At 33.1% G+C, this 19911-nt stretch carries 18 protein-coding genes; 7 read left to right on the top strand and 11 right to left on the bottom strand.

The features are described from left to right. Window positions 1-61: 61 nt before the first annotated feature. Window positions 62-2629, bottom strand: a complete 2568-nt coding sequence (gene tamL, locus AC061E_RS03275) for a translocation and assembly module lipoprotein TamL (protein ID WP_478284978.1) — start codon at window positions 2627-2629, stop codon at window positions 62-64. Window positions 2630-2666: 37 nt separating this feature from the next. Here tamL and AC061E_RS03270 point away from each other — a divergent pair, with 37 nt between their 5' ends. Further along, entirely contained in the window at window positions 2667-3392 is a 726-nt protein-coding gene (locus AC061E_RS03270) for a TrmH family RNA methyltransferase (protein ID WP_478284977.1), read from the top strand. 27 nt (window positions 3393-3419) lie between these two features. Here AC061E_RS03270 and porT read toward each other — a convergent pair whose 3' ends face one another. The 4 genes from porT to AC061E_RS03250 all read right to left on the bottom strand — a co-directional run bounded on the left by porT (window position 3420) and on the right by AC061E_RS03250 (window position 6261). Further along, window positions 3420-4124, bottom strand: coding sequence for a type IX secretion/gliding motility protein PorT/SprT (porT, locus tag AC061E_RS03265; RefSeq protein ID WP_478284976.1), 705 nt, complete (start codon window positions 4122-4124; stop codon window positions 3420-3422). Window position 4125: 1 nt separating this feature from the next. Further along, on the bottom strand, window positions 4126-4857 hold the full coding sequence (gene ubiE / locus AC061E_RS03260; RefSeq protein WP_478284975.1) for a bifunctional demethylmenaquinone methyltransferase/2-methoxy-6-polyprenyl-1,4-benzoquinol methylase UbiE: 732 nt from the start codon (window positions 4855-4857) through the stop codon (window positions 4126-4128). Between the two features lie 576 nt (window positions 4858-5433). Further along, the gene (locus AC061E_RS03255; RefSeq protein ID WP_478284974.1) at window positions 5434-5916 is read right to left on the bottom strand and encodes a dihydrofolate reductase; all 483 of its coding nucleotides are present in this window, start codon (window positions 5914-5916) and stop codon (window positions 5434-5436) included. A 15-nt stretch (window positions 5917-5931) separates the two neighbouring features. Beyond that, window positions 5932-6261 (bottom strand): 2TM domain-containing protein, encoded by a 330-nt coding sequence (locus tag AC061E_RS03250; RefSeq protein WP_478284973.1) that lies wholly within the window; start codon window positions 6259-6261, stop codon window positions 5932-5934. 241 nt (window positions 6262-6502) lie between these two features. Between AC061E_RS03250 and AC061E_RS03245 the strand changes: the two genes are divergently transcribed. Beyond that, window positions 6503-6799, top strand: coding sequence for an isoamylase early set domain-containing protein (locus AC061E_RS03245; protein WP_478284972.1), 297 nt, complete (start codon window positions 6503-6505; stop codon window positions 6797-6799). Window positions 6800-6959: 160 nt separating this feature from the next. On the opposite strand, the gene AC061E_RS03240 is transcribed toward AC061E_RS03245, so the two are convergent. The 6 genes from AC061E_RS03240 to AC061E_RS03215 form a co-directional block, all read right to left on the bottom strand. Beyond that, window positions 6960-7895 (bottom strand): WD40 repeat domain-containing protein, encoded by a 936-nt coding sequence (locus AC061E_RS03240; protein ID WP_478284971.1) that lies wholly within the window; start codon window positions 7893-7895, stop codon window positions 6960-6962. Between the two features lie 39 nt (window positions 7896-7934). Beyond that, window positions 7935-8759 (bottom strand): thymidylate synthase, encoded by an 825-nt coding sequence (locus tag AC061E_RS03235; protein WP_478284970.1) that lies wholly within the window; start codon window positions 8757-8759, stop codon window positions 7935-7937. 18 nt (window positions 8760-8777) lie between these two features. Continuing rightward, entirely contained in the window at window positions 8778-10061 is a 1284-nt protein-coding gene (locus AC061E_RS03230; protein ID WP_478284969.1) for a metal-dependent hydrolase family protein, read from the bottom strand. A 121-nt stretch (window positions 10062-10182) separates the two neighbouring features. After that, on the bottom strand, window positions 10183-10806 hold the full coding sequence (locus AC061E_RS03225) for a bifunctional nuclease family protein (RefSeq protein WP_478284968.1): 624 nt from the start codon (window positions 10804-10806) through the stop codon (window positions 10183-10185). 149 nt (window positions 10807-10955) lie between these two features. After that, window positions 10956-11921: an electron transfer flavoprotein subunit alpha/FixB family protein gene (locus AC061E_RS03220; protein ID WP_478284967.1), complete on the bottom strand. Its 966-nt coding sequence runs from the start codon at window positions 11919-11921 to the stop codon at window positions 10956-10958. Window positions 11922-12022: 101 nt separating this feature from the next. Then, window positions 12023-12769: an electron transfer flavoprotein subunit beta/FixA family protein gene (locus AC061E_RS03215; RefSeq protein WP_478284966.1), complete on the bottom strand. Its 747-nt coding sequence runs from the start codon at window positions 12767-12769 to the stop codon at window positions 12023-12025. Window positions 12770-13400: 631 nt separating this feature from the next. Between AC061E_RS03215 and AC061E_RS03210 the strand changes: the two genes are divergently transcribed. From AC061E_RS03210 to AC061E_RS03190, 5 genes are all read left to right on the top strand, one after another. Next, a complete protein-coding gene (locus AC061E_RS03210) occupies window positions 13401-14699 on the top strand; it encodes a YCF48-related protein (RefSeq protein ID WP_478284965.1) in 1299 nt (432 codons plus the stop codon). A 237-nt stretch (window positions 14700-14936) separates the two neighbouring features. Then, complete coding sequence (locus tag AC061E_RS03205) at window positions 14937-15914, top strand: pyruvate dehydrogenase complex E1 component subunit beta (RefSeq protein ID WP_478284964.1); 978 nt, start codon at window positions 14937-14939, stop codon at window positions 15912-15914. A gap of 98 nt (window positions 15915-16012) precedes the next feature. Beyond that, the gene (locus AC061E_RS03200; RefSeq protein ID WP_478284963.1) at window positions 16013-18499 is read left to right on the top strand and encodes a DUF5686 and carboxypeptidase-like regulatory domain-containing protein; all 2487 of its coding nucleotides are present in this window, start codon (window positions 16013-16015) and stop codon (window positions 18497-18499) included. A 91-nt stretch (window positions 18500-18590) separates the two neighbouring features. Then, the gene (locus AC061E_RS03195; RefSeq protein WP_478284962.1) at window positions 18591-19193 is read left to right on the top strand and encodes a DNA-3-methyladenine glycosylase family protein; all 603 of its coding nucleotides are present in this window, start codon (window positions 18591-18593) and stop codon (window positions 19191-19193) included. Window positions 19194-19300: 107 nt separating this feature from the next. Next, entirely contained in the window at window positions 19301-19831 is a 531-nt protein-coding gene (locus tag AC061E_RS03190; RefSeq protein WP_144891548.1) for an inorganic diphosphatase, read from the top strand. The last annotated feature ends 80 nt before the right edge of the window (window positions 19832-19911 follow it).

The raw sequence follows: 19911 nt of genomic DNA, 5'->3' as shown, positions 1-19911 counted from the left end.
AGTGTTAATTTTTAGTAATTTTTTTAGTTTTTAGTTCTGCAAAAATAGGAATTAAATAGTATTAGAACGGATAATTTATACCAAAATTTAAAACGGAGTTCGTAAAGTTGTACTCTCTAAACCATCTTTTATTTGTTTCATTGGCTGGGTTGTAGGTTTTAAAACCTAAATCAAAACGGATAACAAAAAAACTTAGGTCGTATCTAAGTCCAAAACCAGTGCCTAATGCAATGTCTTTTAAATCACGGTAACTGGTAAAGGTAGATTTCTCATCCTCAACATTATCTAACACGTTCCAGATGTTTCCAGCATCGGCAAATAAAGCACCTTTCAAATTGCCAAGAACTTTAAATCGAAATTCACCACTTATGGCAATTTTCATATTGGCTTCATTAAAATCATTTACCGCTCCACTGCTTCCTGGTCCCAGTGCATAGGGTTGCCAAGCTCTATTGTCATTTGATCCTCCCGAAAAATAACTTCGTGAAAAGGGGATGTTATCAGAGTTGCCAAAGGGAACTGCAATTCCAAAAAAAGATCGAAATGCAATTACTTTATCTTTTGTAAGTTCCCAATGTTTGATGTAATCAAATTCAGTTTTAATATATTCTGAATATTCTAGATTAAAGATTTCATAGTTGCCATTAGAATTTCTTTTTTGATTTGTTGAGGAAGCAAAGGCAGATAATAATGTACCTGCAGATTCAATTTTGGATTTAAATAAATAAAACGTATTATCAGTAATATCTTTCTTAGTAGTTTTTGAAAAAGTGAAATTTGTAGCTAGAATAAAGTCATTTTCGGTCAATCTTTGCCTTCTTTCTTCAATGCTTTTTATAGATTGAAAATCAGTTGGAGTAATAGGCTTCAAAAATGTACCACTATTGTTTAAGACATCATTTGTGAAGCCTTTAGTTCCTCTTTCTATACTTAAATTTCTATTTGTAGGGTTGTCATAATATGTGTTGTTTGTGTTATATTCTTTGCTAATGTTATTTAAAGCATTATAGGAAGATTTGTAAATATTGAAATAATTTTGAGGTCTTAAATTTTGCACAAATTGTGTATTGACTAAATCAAATCGAGCTGTATTGTTTTTTTGTGGTGTCCAATTGTAAGATAGTGTACTGGTAAAGTTTTCTTTATCAAGTCCAATATTTTGTTGTTTTGCAAAACCTACTGTAATCAATGTAGATGGAATCATACTCTTAGGGATGATTTTTTCGGTTTTAAAAGGCATAAAAATCCTTGGGATATTTAGTTTTAGATCTAAACCATATTCGGATACATTGAAAAAATTATTATTCGGATTAGCTAAATATTGAGAAGATCCAATGTTGCCTCGTACTGCTAGTTCTAATGTTTCGGCACCATTAAATACGTTTCTTACTGTTTCTGAAACGCTAACTCCTATACCAAAAGCTTGAATATTAGAGTGGGTCACATCTAGGCTAGTCCCAAAACTATATTTTTTTCTAGGTGTCAAGAATACTTTAGCAATTAGAGAATGCGCAGTAGTATCTCTTTTATCAACCTCATATTGTATTGAGGGATAATTAAAAATTTTAAGATTGTTTAAATAACGTGTTGTCAATACCGTTTTGTTGTCGGCATACAAACCTTCTTTTGTGATAAAAAGTGCATTAGTTATGGCTTTTGGTTTGTATTTTAGTTTGTTTTGGCTGTAAATTGTAAAGCCATTATAAGTCACACTGTCTTTGATTTGAAACGAATTCAAATTAGGGCTGTAATCCGAAAATATTTTTACATCACTAATTTTATATAGCTTAAAAGGTTCAGTTTTTGTGCTGTCATTCTTTTGATATGAATAATTTGCAACTAATAAATTGATATTTGCTTGATGAACTTTTTTTATAGTATCTACATCAAATGTGATATAATTTGGTTGAAAATAATAAGCGCCATTGTTTCTAAAATGAGTTGTGATTCTGTTTTTTTCATTCTCAAAATCCTCGGTTTTGTATGGCTTTCCGCTTTTAATGTAGCTTGCACTTTTTATTGATGTGTAAAGGGAGTCTAGTGCAGGAGTTAAAATTGTTGTTTTTATAGTATCCAAAGTATATTCGGGACCAGTTTTGATACTATATTTAATCTTTCCTTTTTTTCTCTCCAGTGTGTCAATAACATAAGATGCATTTACATTAAAAAAACCGTTATTGAAAAAATAATATTTCAACCTGAATAATGATTTATCTGCTTTTTCTTTGTCTAAAATAACTGGAGCCTCTCCTGTTGTTTTTAAAAAATCATGAATGCCATGGTACCAAAAAGACTTCCCCAATCGTTCTACTTGTTTTGCTGAGAGCCACTTTGATTTACGACTGTATTTGTTGGGATTATTTGTAAATTTAGCTTGGTATGTTGAATCAGGATTTAAATTAGCGATTGAGTATAAATTAAGTCTTAAACGGTATCCCAGTAAGGTGCTATTTGGTTTTTGATACAATTGATTGAAAATAGTTTCATCAGAAACATTTTTATCATTCACTGCTATTTCATTCTTTGTAAGCAGTAATTTTCCATCTGGAACTCTTTTTACAGCGTTACAGGCACAAATAAGTATTGCAAATAGAATAAATGCAGTTATTTTTGTAGAAATTTTTTTCAAGAGGTCTAACATATTTAATTCAAAAGTACATTTTTTTATGGTTAGTAAAAACCAAATAAAACTTATAACGAGTTTACAGCAAAAAAAATATAGAATTGCCCATCAATTATTTTTTGCCGAAGGGGTAAAGGGAGTTCAAGAGCTAATAGATTCAAATTTTGAGTTGGTTCATGTGTACACTACCTTAAGCGATTTTGAAACTGTTTCTCCTTCCATTAGAACTATGGTTCAAGATCAAGACTTGAAGAAAATCTCAGCGCTAGCTACTCCTAATTCTTGTTTGGCAGTATTTAAAATGCCCGTAGAAAAAGAAATTAAAACCTCGGGTTTGATTCTCGCACTTGATGCAATTAGAGATCCAGGAAATTTAGGCACAATTTTAAGATTGTGTGATTGGTTTGGAATCCAACAAGTGCTTTGTTCAAAAGAAACTGTTGATCTATTTAATCCAAAGTTGGTGCAAGCCACAATGGGATCTATTTCAAGAGTAAATGTGAATTATGTTGACTTGAATTTGTTTTTATCTCAAACGCAATTACCAGTTTATGGTACTTTCATGAAAGGCGAAAACATTTATCAAAGTTCCTTGCCTAAACAAGGTATCATAGTAATGGGTAATGAGGCCAATGGGATTTCTCCAGAAATAGAATCTAAAATTAATAAAAGACTCACCATACCTAGATTTGGGGCTATACAAAAAACAGAAAGTCTTAATGTGGCAACCGCTACAGCAATTGTTTTGAGTGAGTTTTGCAGGGGCTAATAAAGATATTTTTGGCCTTTTTTTATTTTAATGAAATGTAAAATTAATTAAAATTGCTCTAGTCTTTAAAGATTCAATATTGCTAGTCCATGGACTATTAGGGTCGTTGTCTCTAATTAATTCATCATTAATTCCAAAAACACCTCGAATGGAAGGTGAGAAGATGAAATATTCTGAAAACAGATCAATCCCAAATCCCAATTCGTAATTTGTAGACCAGCTTTTTACACGAAATTTTTGTTGGAAATTATCATCCATTAATTTGGCATTACTGGATAAGTTAAGAGTTGCAGACAAGCCACCCACTGCATAAGGTCTAATGTTGCCTGTTCTTAATGATGAGAATTTTAATAATAGAGGAAAGTGTATGTAAGTACTGTTGACCTCACGTAAAGCATCACTTGGTTTAGAAAAATTGGGATAATTTAAATCCCTTTTGGCATAATACAATCCTGGTTCGAATCTTAAATTTATATATTCTTGGAGTTTTATATCCCCTACAATTCCCACATTAAAACCCATGGTTTTTTTTACAAAAATATCTGGGGTTTCTGTTTTGTAGTCTATTTTAAAATCAAAAGTATTAAAGCCTAAGTAAAACCCAAAATACACTTTTTTTTGCTGAAAATTTTCAAGATTAATAATCGGGTCTTTGCTGAAAATACCTTTTGAATTTTGAGCGGTTCCTGAAATGATTCCAATTAAAAAAAAGGTAAAAATTATTTTTTTCATATTATTTTTTAGAAGCTGAATAAATGGTAGCAACACCAAAAGTTTGTGGTAGAGCTATAATATCTATAAACCCAGTTTTTCTTAAAATATTGTTCAATGCTTCGCCATAAGGGAAAGCAGCTGCTGATTCAGATAAATAACCATAAGCTACATTGTCTTTTGAAAATAATTTTCCAATTAAGGGCAATATATTTTTGGTATAAAAATTATAACCTTGTTTAAAAGGAGTTTTTACTGGTACTGATGTTTCTAAGATTACAAAAACTCCATTTGGTTTTAGCACTCTCAAAATTTCAGAAAGACCTTTTTCTAGATTTTCAAAGTTACGAACACCAAAAGCTACCGTTATTGCATCAAAATAATTATCCTCAAAAGGCATATTTTCGGAGTCACCTAAAACCATATCTATGGTTTTGGTCAAGTTTTTATCAGCAATTTTGCGCTCTCCCACCTCTAGCATTCCAGCAGAAATGTCTAGGCCAATGATTTTTTCGGCTTGAGTTTGAGCCATCAATATAGCAAGATCGCCTGTGCCAGTGGCAATATCAAGTATCTTTTTCGGGTTTGATTGAGCAACTATTTGCAGGACTTTTTTACGCCATTTTATGTCTATGCCAAACGAAATAACACGGTTTAGACTGTCGTAATTCCCTGATATAGTGTCAAACATTTGAGCTACTTGTTCTTTTTTGCCTAGTGACGAATTTTTGTATGGAGTAATTTTTTGTGACATTTTTTTTGTTTGTACAAATATAATACAATCCAAAGGAACTAGTAATGTGTTTGTATAATTTGGCTCAAGATTTATTTTTTAATTTAATAAAGTATGATTTCTTTATTTTTTTATAAAAAAATCAAAATATCACTAAAAGTGGGTATTGTGTGGGTGGTTTTTAATCCACACATTTGTACTCAAGAAATAAGCATAATAAATGGTTAAAAGACAAATGGTGGACAAAAGTAAATGGATAGTTCTTGCGTTACTTATCTCGTTTGTTCTAGTTAGGTTTTTTGAGTGTGCTGTTTTACAAAGCAGTATAGAGGTTAAAGCGCAAAATACGTTCTTAGGATTAAATTTGTTTTTGGAAATTTTAATTTTTTTCGTCTTTAGTACCTTCGTGGTATTTGGTATTAAAGGCTACTTTGAGATGTACTCTCAAAGGTTTTCAAACATTGTTATCGCCATATCTGGTGTGTTATTAGTGTTTGTAATTTTTATTTTATGTTATCAAATATTCTTTCTAGAGTAGTTCACCACTTTTAACCAAATGCTAAAACAAAAAACATCCTGAAAAGGATGTTTTTTGTTTTATATTCTATTGTATTTTTGATAAGTAAATGCATATTGATGCTTTTCATCGTGTGCGTGATATTCAGATGCACTAATTTTCCAGATTTTCAAATCTATTTCGGGAAAGTATACATCTGCTTCAAAGCGGTGATGCACTCTTGTGATATCCAGTTGATCAGCGTATTTGAGTCCTAATGCATATATTTCACCTCCTCCAATAATATATTTATCTTCTTTTTCAGGGCAATGATCTAGTGCCTTTTCTAGACTATCTACAATAATACAGTCTTTCGCTTCATATTTTTTGTCTCTAGTAATAATAATGTGTTTTCTATTAGGTAATGGTTTAGGAAAACTTTCAAATGTTTTTCTACCCATTATAATATGATGGCCTGATGTAAGCGTTTTAAATCTCTTAAAATCATCTGGTAAATGCCACATCAAATCGTTGTTTTTTCCTAAAGCATTGTTTTCTGCAACGGCAGCAATCATTATGATCATAATGTATTCAGGTTATTATTGTTCGTTATTATTAATTTGAGTTTGTAAATGGTCTATTTTCTTTTTTTGTAAGGCAACCAATCTGTCAATTTGCTCTCTTTCCCAATTTTTATTCATAAAACGATCTGTAATAAATATTTTTATAAAATGCAGTGTAAATAAAAATAACCATACTGTGATTATGTATAAGTACCAGTTTGCAACAAAAGAATTTTCAAATAAATGTTTTAACGTAAATAGTAATAAGCTACTTAGCACAAAGACAACAAAATGAAAATAAAGTCGTTTTTTTTGTTTGATTCTACGTCTTGCATATTCGTATTGCTCGTGTATTTCTCGTTCCATTTTTTAATCTTTTAATGTATAAAGATAAAGTTTATTTATTAAAATGAATCAATTGAAATTCTTATAATTTAAGATCGCAATTGATTCATGATTTTTGATTCCAAAATTTTAAGCCTTTAAAAATATAAAATAGTTTAAAATTTAACACTGTTTTAAGCATTTTAGAAATTCTGTTGATGGGTTATTGTATGTTGTTAAATTTTTATTTACTTTGTTGTATGAACTTATAAATGAAATAGTTATGTCGGTTAAAAAACAATTTATCAAAACTAAACCTGTGTGTAAAGTTACTTTTTCTATACCTGCAAAAACAGCGCAAGAAGTGGCTGTAGTGGGTGATTTTAATAATTGGGATCCTTCTCTTGGTGCATTAAGTAAATTAAAGAACGGTACTTTTAAGGGTATTTTTGATTTAGATAAAAATGCAGATTACGAATTCAAGTATCTAGTTGATGGCGCCTATATCAATGAGCCAGAAGCCGACTCCTACCGATGGAATGCCTTTGCTGGAAATGAAAACAGTGTTCTAGTTGTTTAAACCATAACGTTTTGGTGCTACATTGGGTTTGTACTATATTAAGTTATATTTTCGGTTATTCCATTCGAACGATAGCGAATTGACGAAGTAAATCATCCCAAATACAAACCAATTTCCCATCAAGGTAATTGCTCAAATTCTATGTACCTGTTATTTCCGTTTATTTGGGCAGATGCCAAAAGTCTATGTTGTTATCCTTTGAAGAAACAATTGCAAATTGTCCATCACTAGAAAATGTTGCGGCGGTATATTGTGTTTCAAATTTTTCTTCAAATGTCTTAATAAGTTTGCCTTTAATATTCCATAGTTTGGCAGTTCCGTCTTCACTACCTGTTAAAATATACTTGCCGTCTGAAGAAAACTCTACCTGATTTATTTCACCAGAATGTCCTTTTAAAATGATACTAGGCTTTCCGTTTAAATTCCAAATAACAGCTGTTTTGTCGAAGCTTGCTGTAAGTATATTTTTTCCGTCTGGTGAAAAACTCGCTGCACTTACTCCACTTTTATGCCATTTTAAAATCATAGATTTTTTTCCATTTATATTCCAAATCGATGCGGTATTGTCGCAACTTGCAAGTATTATTGATTTGTTATTTGGAGAAAAAGAGGCTTGGTAAATTGTGCATTTATGTCCTTTGAATGTTCTGATAAGTGTGCCATCTGCTGTCCATAATTTTGCAGTATTGTCACCACCACCACTTAAAATATATTTTCCGTCGTTTGAATAAACAACAGTTTTTACATATACTTTGTCTGCAGAAACTGTTTTTATTTCAGTTCCGTTTATGCTCCAAATTACAAATGTTCCTTCAGAGCCTCCTGTAATAAAACGTTTATTGTCTGGTGAAAAAGCTACATCGTTTACACTTTTCTTGTGTACGCTTATTGTGTCAATAATTTTACCGTATTCATCCCACATAAAAGCAAGATTATCGTCACTACCCGATAGAATATATTTTCCATTAGGGGATTGAGCAATTCCCAAAATCGCCTCTTTATGTCCAGTAAAACTTTTAGCTATTACACTAGATTGAGCATTCGCTAAATTGTTGATTAGAAATGTCAGGGTGAGAATAAGAATTGTTTGTTTCATAACGTATGTATTTTAAATGGCTACTTACACTGTTCTTAATTATACTGCCACACTTCCTTTTATACTGTCATGAGGATCATAGCCTTCTAAAGTAAAATCTTTAAATTCAAATGCAAAAATGTCTTTTATTTCTGGATTTAAGATCATTTTTGGTAAAGCTCTTGGACTTCGGGTTAATTGCAGTTCCAATTGTTCAAAGTGGTTGTTGTAAATGTGTGCATCACCGAAAGTGTGAATAAATTCGCCTGCTTGTAAATTACAAACTTGTGCAATCATCATTGTTAGAAGTGCATAAGAAGCTATATTGAAAGGAACTCCTAAGAAAATATCAGCACTGCGCTGGTATAGTTGGCATGACAACTTTCCATCTGCTACATAAAATTGAAAAAAGGCATGACAAGGGGGTAATGCGGCTTTATTGTTGGAAACATTTTCGTCAAATGATTTTGTTGTATCTGGCAAAACGGAGGGATTCCATGCTGAAACTAACATTCTTCGGCTATTTGGATTCGTTTTTAATTCCTTTATCAACTCAGCTATTTGATCAATTTCTTCATTATTCCAGTTGCGCCATTGCCTCCCATATATTGGTCCAAGATCACCGTTGGCATCAGCCCAATCATCCCAAATTTTTACACCGTTTTCCTGAAGATATTTGATATTGATATCTCCTTTTAGAAACCAAAGTAACTCAAATATAATGGATTTCAAATGAAGTTTTTTTGTGGTCACCATAGGGAAACCCTCGTTTAAGTCAAAACGCATTTGATAACCAAAAACACTTTTTGTGCCCGTTCCTGTTCGATCTCCTTTTTGACAACCGTTTTCCATAACGTGTTGTACTAAGTCTAAATATTGTTTCATGTTTAGTTTTTCAAAACGTTAGTTTTTGTAAATTTTACCGTCTTTCATTACAAAAACTATTTTTTCAAGTGTTTTTATTGTTGTAATAGGGCTTTCATCAACAGCAATTATATCTGCAAGAAAATTTTCTTTTATTTGACCTACAGTATCAGCTATTCCTAATAATGATGCATTTGTAATTGTGGCGGCTTGTATTGTTTCTAGCGCGGGCATTCCGGCTTCTACCATATAACCAAATTCTTTTGCATTGTTTCCGTGTGTAAAAACACCTGCATCAGTACCAAATGCAATTTTCACTCCTTTTTTATATGCTTTTGCAAAAGTTGCTTTCAGTTGAGGACCTACTTCTCTTGCTTTTGGGACTACAATTTCAGGATAGTATCCATTTATTTCAGTATTTTTCTCTACTTCTTTTCCCGCGGTTAAAGTAGGAACAAGATAAGCGTCGTATTTTTTCATTAACTCCATCGTTTCCTCACTCATAAAAGTACCGTGTTCAATGGTTTTAATTCCGCCAATGATTGCTCTTTGCATACCTTCGTCACCATGAGCATGCGCAGCAGTTAGCATGTTGTAATCCTTAGCTGTTGAGGTGATTGCTTTTATTTCTTCTAAAGTAAATTGAGGGTTTTTTCCACTTTTTGCAACGCTTAGTACACCGCCAGTTGCAGTTATTTTAATCACATCTGCTCCTTCTTTATAGCGCTCTCTCACTGCTTTTACAGCTTCTTCGGGGGAGTTTATTACTCCTTCATGTGGTCCTGGATCACCTACAAGTTTACGATTACTACCGTTTGTAGGGTCGGCATGGCCGCCTGTAGTAGCTATAGATTTTCCTGCTGTAAAAATACGAGGACCTTTTACAATTCCTTTATTAATTGCGTTTCTAATAGAAATATTTACTCCTGTACCGCCTAAATCTCTTACTGTTGTAAAACCTGAAAGTAAGGTAACCTCTGCACAACGAACAGCTTGAAATGCAATGTCTGCTTCGTTTTCCAGATACTTAGACATATAGCTTTTAGTATCGTGTTCGCCCTCTATATGAACGTGAAGGTCAATTAAGCCTGGTAAAACGTACTTTTTCTTAAGGTCTATTTCAATATCATTTGGTTTGGATTTCGATACAAAACCTTCTTGGATTTTTACGATTTTATTTTTGGAAACAATTACGGTGTGGTTTACCAGTTCTTTACCAGTTAAGGTATTTAATATTTTTCCGCAATGCAAATAGATGTCTTGGCAAAAAGCATCAGTACTGCATCCTAATATAAGTAGGAGTAAGGCAAGTTTTGTTTTCATAGTTTGATTTATAGGGAATTGCAATCAAATATAGGATTTATATAACAGTTTTCAAATAAATGTTTCACTGTTTTAGTATTGCCAATTCTAAATAATTAGGATCATTTATGAATTTCTTGTTTTATCGTTTTGAAATTTCATCACGTATTTTTGCCGCTTTTTCGTAATCTTCATTTGTTACAGCTTGATCTAGTAAATCATGAAGCTCTGGCAAAGTATGTTTAGAATAGGTATCTCCGGCTTGATTAGATTCGTCCTCATGACCAAAAGTTTCTGGATTTGATAATACATCGTCTAGGTCTTGATTGTCTTTGTTGGGATCAAGTGGATTTGTTTTTAAGAAAATACCAGCTTTATCTAGTATATTTTTATAAGTAAAAATAGGAGCTTTAAAACGCAGCGCCAGTGCTATAGCATCTGAAGTGCGAGCGTCAATTATCTCCTCGATTTTGTCTCTTTCACAAATAATACTTGAGTAGAAAACACCATCTACTAGTTTGTGGATGATTACTTGTTTTACAACAATATCAAAGCGTTCTGCAAAATTTTTAAATAAATCATGAGTCAAAGGACGTGGTGGTTTTATTTCTTTTTCTAGTGCAATGGCAATGGATTGGGCTTCAAAAGCACCAATTACAATGGGTAGTTTTCTTTCGCCGTCAACCTCGTTCAAGATTAAAGCGTAGGCTCCGTTTTGAGTTTGACTGTATGAAATTCCTTTTATAGATAGTTTAACTAAGCTCATAATTGTGTTGATGGAAAAGTACAAAGTACTTTTTTTTTAATTAAAAGTAACTAGCGTTTCCCGTAAAAAGAAATGCTACTTAAAAGCAAAGATACAAATATCTTGTTTTAAGTAGCATTTAAAATGTTGTAATGATTTCTTTTTCCTTATTAGTTTTGCGCTTTGAATGCTTTGAATTTTTCAATTAATTGAGGTACAATTTCAAAGGCATCACCTACAATTCCGTAATCAGCAACTTTAAAGAAAGGTGCTTCAGGATCGCTATTGATCACTACCTTAACTTTAGAAGAGTTTATTCCAGCAATGTGTTGTATGGCACCTGAAATTCCAATAGCAATATATAAGTTTGTTGCTACCGGTTTTCCTGTTTGTCCTACGTGCTCTCCGTGAGGTCTCCATCCTAGATCAGAAACTGGTTTAGAACAAGCTGTTGCTGCTCCTAATGTTGTTGCTAGTTCTTCGATCATTCCCCAGTTCTCTGGGCCTTTAAGTCCTCGTCCTGCCGAAACTACAATGTCAGCATCAGCTATAGAAACTTTTCCAGAACCTTTTTCAACAGATTCTACTTTAACTCCAAAATCATTTTCGCCGATTGTTGGGTTGAAGTCTACTTCGGTTGCTGATACAGCATTTTCAAAAATACCATATGAATTCTTAGCTAAGCCTAAGATCTTAACATCGGTATCAATTTGTGTGAAATTGAAAGCTTTGTTTGAAAAAGCCGTTCTTTTTACTTGAAAAGGGCTTGTAGAAACTGGTAAACCTACCACGTTTGATGCAAATCCAGCCTCAAGTGCAACTGCAACTAGAGAGGATAAGTAAATACTATCTGTAGTGCTAGATAATAATACTAGTTTTGAACCTTCTTGTTGTGCAGCTTGCTTAATAACATCAGCATAAGCTTTTGCAGTAAAACCAGATAATTTATCATTGTTTACTTTAAGAACTTTGTCTACGCCGTATGTAGCTAATTCAGATACATCACTTGCGTTAATAGTCACTGCTGTAACTGTTGTTCCAAGAGTTTCTGCTACTTTCTTAGCGTAAGAAGCTAGTTCGAATGCTACTTTTTTGAATTTTCCTTCTGCGTATTCCGCGTATATTAATATTGACATAATTTTTTGTTTTAGTCTTAAAGTTTTAAAGTCTAAAGTCATAAAGGGAAATTATTGTTAACTTCTATCTTTTCGACTTTCGACATTCGACTTTATGACAGTTAGATTACTTTTGCTTCGTTGTGTAATAAGTTAATTAACTCATCTAAATTATCTGCAGATACCAGTTTCACAGCTGATTTAGGAGCAGGTTTTTCAAACTTAACAGCTTTTGTATTCACAGTAGCATCAACAGGCTCTAGGATAGTCAAAGCTTTTGTTCTTGCAGTCATAATTCCTCTCATGTTTGGTATACGCAAGTCTTTTTCTTCTACAAGTCCTTTTTGTCCACCAATGATTAATGGTAAAGTAGTGGCTACAGTTTCTTTTCCACCATCAATTTCACGAACCGCTTTTACAGTAGTTCCGTCAACTGTTAAGTTAGTGCAAGAGTTTAGGAAATTATAACCTAAAATTCCAGCGATCATTCCAGGTACCATTCCACCGTTATAGTCTAATGATTCTTTTCCAGCGATGACAATATCGTATCCTCCGTTTTTGATTACTTCGGCTAATTGTTTAGCAACAAAAAATCCGTCAGTAGGCGTTGCGTTAACACGAATAGCTTCGTTCGCACCAATTGCTAAAGCTTTTCTTAAAGTAGGTTCAGTGTCAGGACCTCCAACATTTACAACGGTTACTGTTGCGCCTTGTTGCTCTTGAAACCAAATAGCACGTGTTAGTCCAAACTCGTCATTTGGGTTGATTACATATTGAACACCGTTTGTGTCAAATTCAGAATCTCCATTGACAAAGTTAATTTTTGATGTAGTATCAGGAACGTGACTGATGCAAACTAATATTTTCATACCTATATTTTTTATTAATCTTAATTTCTTTTACAAATTTAAAATATTAATTTGAATAATATACTATGCGTGCATAATATTTTTTTAAAACTATTTCGATTTCGTTTCTTTTTTTGATGTTCTACTTTTTTCTGACTGTATCAAAGGTCTTGTTTTTGTTTGTAAGTGGGCTTTTTGGCTTTATGTGATTAATAGTCAGTGGAGAAGAAAGATTTATGCTAAGTAGGTTAGGAGTGTAGTAATAGTTTTATTTAGGTTGGTTCCTGTTTGTTTACTTTTTTACTAAGGTTAAATAATACTCATATGCGCCATATACACGTCATATATACGCTATATATACGTCATATAAGGGTTGTGTCTTTTAAGGGTTTAACGTTTGAAGTTTAGGAATTCTTCTAGGGTAGTGGATTTTTGGAATTTCATTAAGGATTTTATAATGTGGGTTTTTCCGACAGTGTTTTTTGGTGCTTCTGTAAGCTAAATGTCTATTTCATAAGTAATTGTGTTCTTCCTGAAATTGTATTAATTGAATTGATGTCTCGCTCTTTACTACAGGCTGATTAAATAAATTAAATTTTATGCGTTTTTTATTATAAAAAGAATTAATTTAGCGATTCTTTGAGCTTAATTTATGAGAAAATTTTACTTTATTTTTCTTTTTGTTGCTTTTTGTCTGGAAACGAATGCCCAATATACTTGGACTAGTATACCAAACATTCCCGGTTTAGATTATGATATAACTGATGTTGAAGTTATTGATGCAAACACTCTTTATGTTGCGAGTAGTTACTACCAAAGTTACCCTAGAGCCAGATTGCATTTTAGTAATGACGGAGGTCAAACATGGACAGAAAAATACAATACTTCTACAACATATCCCAATGGAGTTGGTGTGACTTTTAAAGTCAGTTTTATCAACCAAAATGTTGGATTCTTCATCATGTCTAAAACTTCCTATAAAATCTTTGGAAAAACAACAGATGGTGGTGCAACTTGGACAACGAAAACTTTGAATTTTTGTGGTAGTTGCGGTGATAACATGTATGATTTGTTTTTTAAAGATGCTAATAATGGTGTTGTTATTACAAATGTCGGTATCATGTACACCAATAACGGAGGTGACTCTTGGAGTCTGAGTAATTCAAGTGATAAGCCAGTTAATATGAAAATTAATAGAGCGACAGGTTTAGGTTATGCTGTTAAAAGCGGATCTACTGTAAGTGCCGTTAGGACTAGCGATTATGGATTAACATGGGATACAGTTTTAACATTACCTGTAAATGGGTCGGTTAGCCGTTATTTTAATGATGCAGATTCTGGGGTTTTCGTTGGTATTTATGATTATGGTAATAGTGGATTTCCTAGTGGGACCGAAGGATCGATATACAGAACGCCAATTGGTAGTGGTGTTTCTCAAAGGTTGTATCAAAATGTTTTGGAATATACAGCTGTAGGGGTATTGGATAATAGTACTATGTTTTTATACAATCGTCAGAACAACAAAGTGTATGATGTATATAATTACCGAAATGTTAATCCGGCGCCTACATTTGTGGAAAATTTTACCGCTCGAGAGGCAATAAATCAGTTTGTTATGAAAGACGGTTATGGCTATGCATATACCTTTAATAAATTAATATATAAGTTAAATAATGCCAATTTAGGTGTTGATGATAATGTGTTTTCTCCTGATGATTTAGTTGTTAGTTCTGATGAAAACGGCTTTACAGTTGGTATTAATAATGCCTACTTTGGTAAGGTTGAAACAACATTGTTTGATATAAATGGAAAATTGATTAAAAAAACAGAAGTAAATAAAAACGCAATGAATTTCTTCTATACTATTGAATGTGCTGAGGAGTCAAAAGGTGTGTACATATTAAAAACCACTATGGGCAACGAGGTGATTACCAAAAAAGGAGTGAAATAATTGTGGTGTTATGTTTTTTTTTTATTAATTATTCTTTGGATTTGGAAAGTGTTGAATGATGAGATATTCAAAAGGGAGTTCTATTTTTTAGTCTTGCTGAGCGGAGGCAAATGTCCAAAAAACTAACAGTCTAAGCGGTTTGATACTCTAACGTTCTAAAAATCTAATAATCTCACCTTCTAACTCATTTTAATTTTTTATTTTTGCGTTTTAATTTTACAGAGATACATATAATATATGAGAACGATACAATTTAGGGAAGCTATTTGTGAAGCAATGAGCGAAGAAATGCGCCATGATGAGTCTATTTATTTAATGGGTGAAGAGGTTGCGGAATACAATGGTGCTTACAAGGCGTCTAAAGGGATGCTTGCAGAGTTTGGTGAAAAAAGAGTGATTGATACTCCTATTGCAGAGCTTGGTTTTTCAGGTATTGCAGTGGGATCAGCTATGAACGGTTGTAGACCAATTGTAGAATATATGACGTTCAACTTTTGCTTGGTTGGGGTTGATCAAATTATAAACAACGCTGCCAAAATGCGTCAAATGAGTGGTGGCCAATTTAATGTGCCAATTGTTTTTCGTGGGCCAACAGCTTCTGCGGGGCAATTAGGTGCAACGCACTCTCAAGCATTAGAAAACTGGTTTGCCAATACGCCAGGTCTTAAAGTTGTAGTGCCATCTACAGTTTATGATGCTAAGGGATTATTAAAAGCCGCTATTCGTGACAACGATCCTGTGATTTTCATGGAATCTGAGCAAATGTATGGTGATAAAGGTGAAGTGCCAGATGGAGAATATGTTATTCCGCTTGGAGTTGCTGATATTAAAAGAGAAGGTACTGATGTAACAATTGTATCTTTTGGAAAAATTATTAAAGAAGCTCATATTGCTGCTGATGAACTGGCTAAAGAAGGAATTTCTTGTGAAATCATTGATTTGAGAACGGTACGTCCGATGGATTACGAAACGATTTTGACTTCGGTTAAAAAAACCAACCGTTTGGTAGTTCTTGAAGAGGCTTGGCCTTTTGCAAGTGTAGCTTCTGAAATTACATACATCGTTCAAGAGCGTGCTTTTGATTTCTTAGATGCACCTATTCAACGTATCACAACGGCTGATACTCCTGCGCCTTACTCTCCGGTTTTATTGAAAGAATGGTTGCCTAATGCTGGTGACGTTGTGAAAGCGGTAAAGAAAGTAATGTATAAATAAAATTCAAATGCAACTCTTGTTGATGGAGTTTGTATTTGTGATTTTTAACCTTAATAACTTCATCAATGGTTTCTATTGATGAAGTTTTTTTATTTGTTATGAAAAAGTATCTTTTGATTTTGACTTTGTTTTTTTGTGGTGTATTCCATAACGTATTGGCGCAAACCAAAATAAGCGGTATTGTAGTAGACAAACAAAACCAGCCGATTCCGTTTGCTAATGTGGTTTTTAAAGGATCAAGTGAAGGAATAGTTACGAATGAAGATGGGAATTTTTATTTGGAATCCCAAAAGACGTATACCGTTGTGTTGGTTTCTTCAGTAGGTTTTTCTGAAAGAGAAATTACCTTAGAAAAAGCAGTTAACTATAATTTTAAAATCACGCTTAATGAAGCCGAAAGTTTAAATGAAGTAGTCGTTTTTGCAGGTAAAACTTCAAAGAAAAACAATCCTGCACTGGATATTTTGAGAAAAATTTGGGAACGAAAACGTAAAAACGGTTTGTACCAGTTTGATCAATACCAAATGGAAAAATACGAAAAAATAGAATTTGACATGAACTCCATTGACAGTGCTTTCATGAAAAATAAAATTTTCAAGGGCATGGAGTTTATCTTCAATCAAATGGATACATCAAGAGTTACGGGTAAGACGTACTTGCCTATTTTTATTAATGAATCTCTTAATGATGTTTACGGAGATAATGTTTTAAAGAAAGTAAAAGATAAAATTAAAGCCAGTAAAACATCTGGGTTTAATGGCAATCAGCAAATATTAGCTTTTGTTAAAGATTTGTATTCGGATTATAACATTTACAACAATCATTTAACTTTTTTTGATAAGAGTTTTACGAGCCCATTGTCTAAAACAGGAATTGATGTGTATAATTATGTACTGCGAGACAGTGCCTATATTGATAAAAAATGGTGTTATAATATTGTTTTTTATCCAAGAAGAAAAAACGAATTGACTTTTAAAGGAGATTTTTGGGTAAACGATTCTACTTATGCCATTAAGAAAATTAATATGGCAGTTACAAAAAGTGCTAATATTAACTGGGTAAAAGACATTTATATTGAACAAGAATTTGAGGTAGTTAGTGACTCCGTTTTTTTATTGACAAAGGATTATTTAATGTCTGACTTCGCTTTGAATAAAAAAGAAGATTCAAAAGGAGTCTATGGTAAACGAACCACTTATTTTAGAAATCATCAGTTCAATAAACCCTTGCCGGCATCTTTTTACAAAGATGAAGTCAATTATATGGATGATGAAGTCTATAACAAATCAGAAGAATATTGGGACGACAACCGATTTGAGAATTTAAGTAAAGACGAGTTAGGGGTTTATAAAATGTTAGATACACTACAAACAGTTAATAAATTCAAACGCTTGTACAACCTAGTTTCTATACTTGGTAGCGGCTACGTCGAGTTTAAAAACTTTGATTTTGGTCCTGTTTTTTCATCCTTTGGATTCAATGAAGTTGAAGGAGTACGATTGCGTGCAGGTGGTAGAACGTATTTTGGACCTAATGATCCTTGGCGACTTCAAGCTTATACCGCGTATGGTTTTGATGATAATAAATTTAAATACGGCGTTTCGGGAAAATGGATGGTCGATAAAAAAAATAGAATCATTATTTCAGGAGGAAACAGGCGTGACATTGAGCAAATAGGCGCGAGCTTAACCACAACCAATGATGTTTTAGGGCGTAGTTTTGCTTCGTCAGCTGTTTTTTCATCAGGAAGTAATGGGAAGCTGACTAACATTAACTTGACCAATATTGCACTAGAAATAGAACCTATTAAAAACGTGGTTATCCAAGCTGGGGTTTCGTATCGTACTCTTGAGTCGGCATCTTCTACTTTTAGTTTGGATTATTTTACAGATAGTGCAAATCAGGTGACCAAAAGTGATGTAAAGCAATCTGAAGCCAACCTTCAAATTGAGTTTTCTCCAAAACGTAAAACAATTGGTTTTGGCGTAGAGCGTAGTATTGTTGATAGTCCATATAGCCGCTTCTTTGTCAATTATAGCCATGGTTTCAAGGGACTTTTGGATAGTGATTTTAAATATGATAAGTTGCAATTGTATTACAAGCAGCCTATCATTATTGGTCCTCTAGGAAGAACAAATTTAATCATGGAAGTAGGGAAGACTTTTGGAGAAATTCCGCTTGGTTTGTTGAGCGTAATTCCAGGAAATCAAACGTATTTTACTATCGAAAACACTTTTAGCAATCTTAATTTCTACGAGTTCGTTTCAGATGAGTACATAACCTTACAATGGAATCACAACTTTAATGGGCGCATTTTTTCTAGAATTCCGTTTATGCGCAAACTCAATTGGAGAGAAATTATAGCGGTTCGTGGGGTATACGGTTCTGTTACTGATGGCAATAAAGCAATAAATGCATCCGGCTTGGTTTACAATGCGCCAGAAAGAGGTTACTGGGAATATAGCGCCGGTATTGGAAATATTTTTAAAGTATTCCGTATTGATTTTGCTTGGAGAGGTAATTATCTCAACACGCCAGGGGCCAATAATTTTACGGTAAAAGGCTCTTTTGGATTTAATTTCTAGGAGCTATTCCGGCTATTCGCTACAATCTTTTATCTCTTTAAAAAACGAGATAAAAGGATTTTCACTTCTATCCGGGCTAAAAAATCACATTATGCAAGAAGCCATCGACTACCTTTTAGAAAAAGATACCATTTTCAAGTCAATTATTGAAAATTACGGATTGCCAACTGTTCCCAAAAGACCACAAGGTTTTGAGACTTTGGTATTGTTAATTTTGGAACAACAAGTTTCTATTGATTCGGCGAAAGCCACTTTTTTGAAAATAAAAACTACTCTAAAAACGATGGCACCCGAAATTCTTCTTGATGTGTCTGATGCCGATTTTAGGAATCTTGGCGTAAGCCGACAAAAAACGTCTTATATCAAAGCTTTGGCAAAAGCGCTATTAAATAAAGAACTTGATTTAGAAAGTTTGCCAACTAAAACCGCTCAGGAAGTTCGGGAAGAACTCATCAAAATCAAAGGCATCGGGAACTGGACCATAGATATTTATTTAATGTTTTGCTTGCAAGCACCAGATGTATTGCCACTTGGTGATATAGCAGTTGTCAATACGTTAAAAGAATTACTGGACATTCATGACAAAGAACTCATGTATGCACATGCACAGCAGTGGAGTCCATATCGGTCCTATGCAACTTATTTATTGTGGCATCATTACTTAAACAAACGAAATAGAACCGTAACCTATTAAAAGAACGTTTTTTTTAAAATTTATTGAAGAGATAACCTTTAATTTTCATTGCGAAAACGTATCGTTTGCTTACTTTTGCAGGATAATTATAGATAAGAAAAACTAAAATGACTGCAGACAAATTAACAACTTTCGATGTCTTAATCGAAATACCAAGAGGAAGTAGAAATAAATACGAATATGATTTCGAAATAAAAAGAATGCGTTTTGATAGAATGTTATTCTCTTCAATGATGTATCCAGCTGATTACGGATTTATCCCTGAAACTTTAGCATTAGATGGAGATCCATTAGATGTATTAGTTTTGGTAAACGAACCAACTTTTCCTGGTTGTGTAATGGAAGTAAAACCTATTGGAGTATTTCACATGGCTGATGATAAAGGACCAGATGAAAAAGTAATCTGCGTACCTGTTTCTGATCCAATTTGGAATTCATTAGAAAACCTTTCTGATATCAATCCTCACTTATTAAAAGAAATCGAGCACTTCTTTCAAGTTTACAAAGATCTTGAAAACAAGAAAGTAGATGTTGAAGGTTGGGGAGATGTAAATGAAGCGTACGCTATCATCAAAGAATGTACAGAACGCTTTAATGCTATCGAAAACAAACCAGAAGGTTTATTTAGCATTAAGTAATAATTTAGCATAATAATTGTAAAAAAAGCAATATTCCGTTTGGAGTATTGCTTTTTTGCTTAAATTCGTTTGGTTACACA

It is taken from the genome of Flavobacterium sp. GNP011 (assembly GCF_056428925.1).
This window is presented reverse-complemented; position numbering and strand designations above follow the sequence as displayed.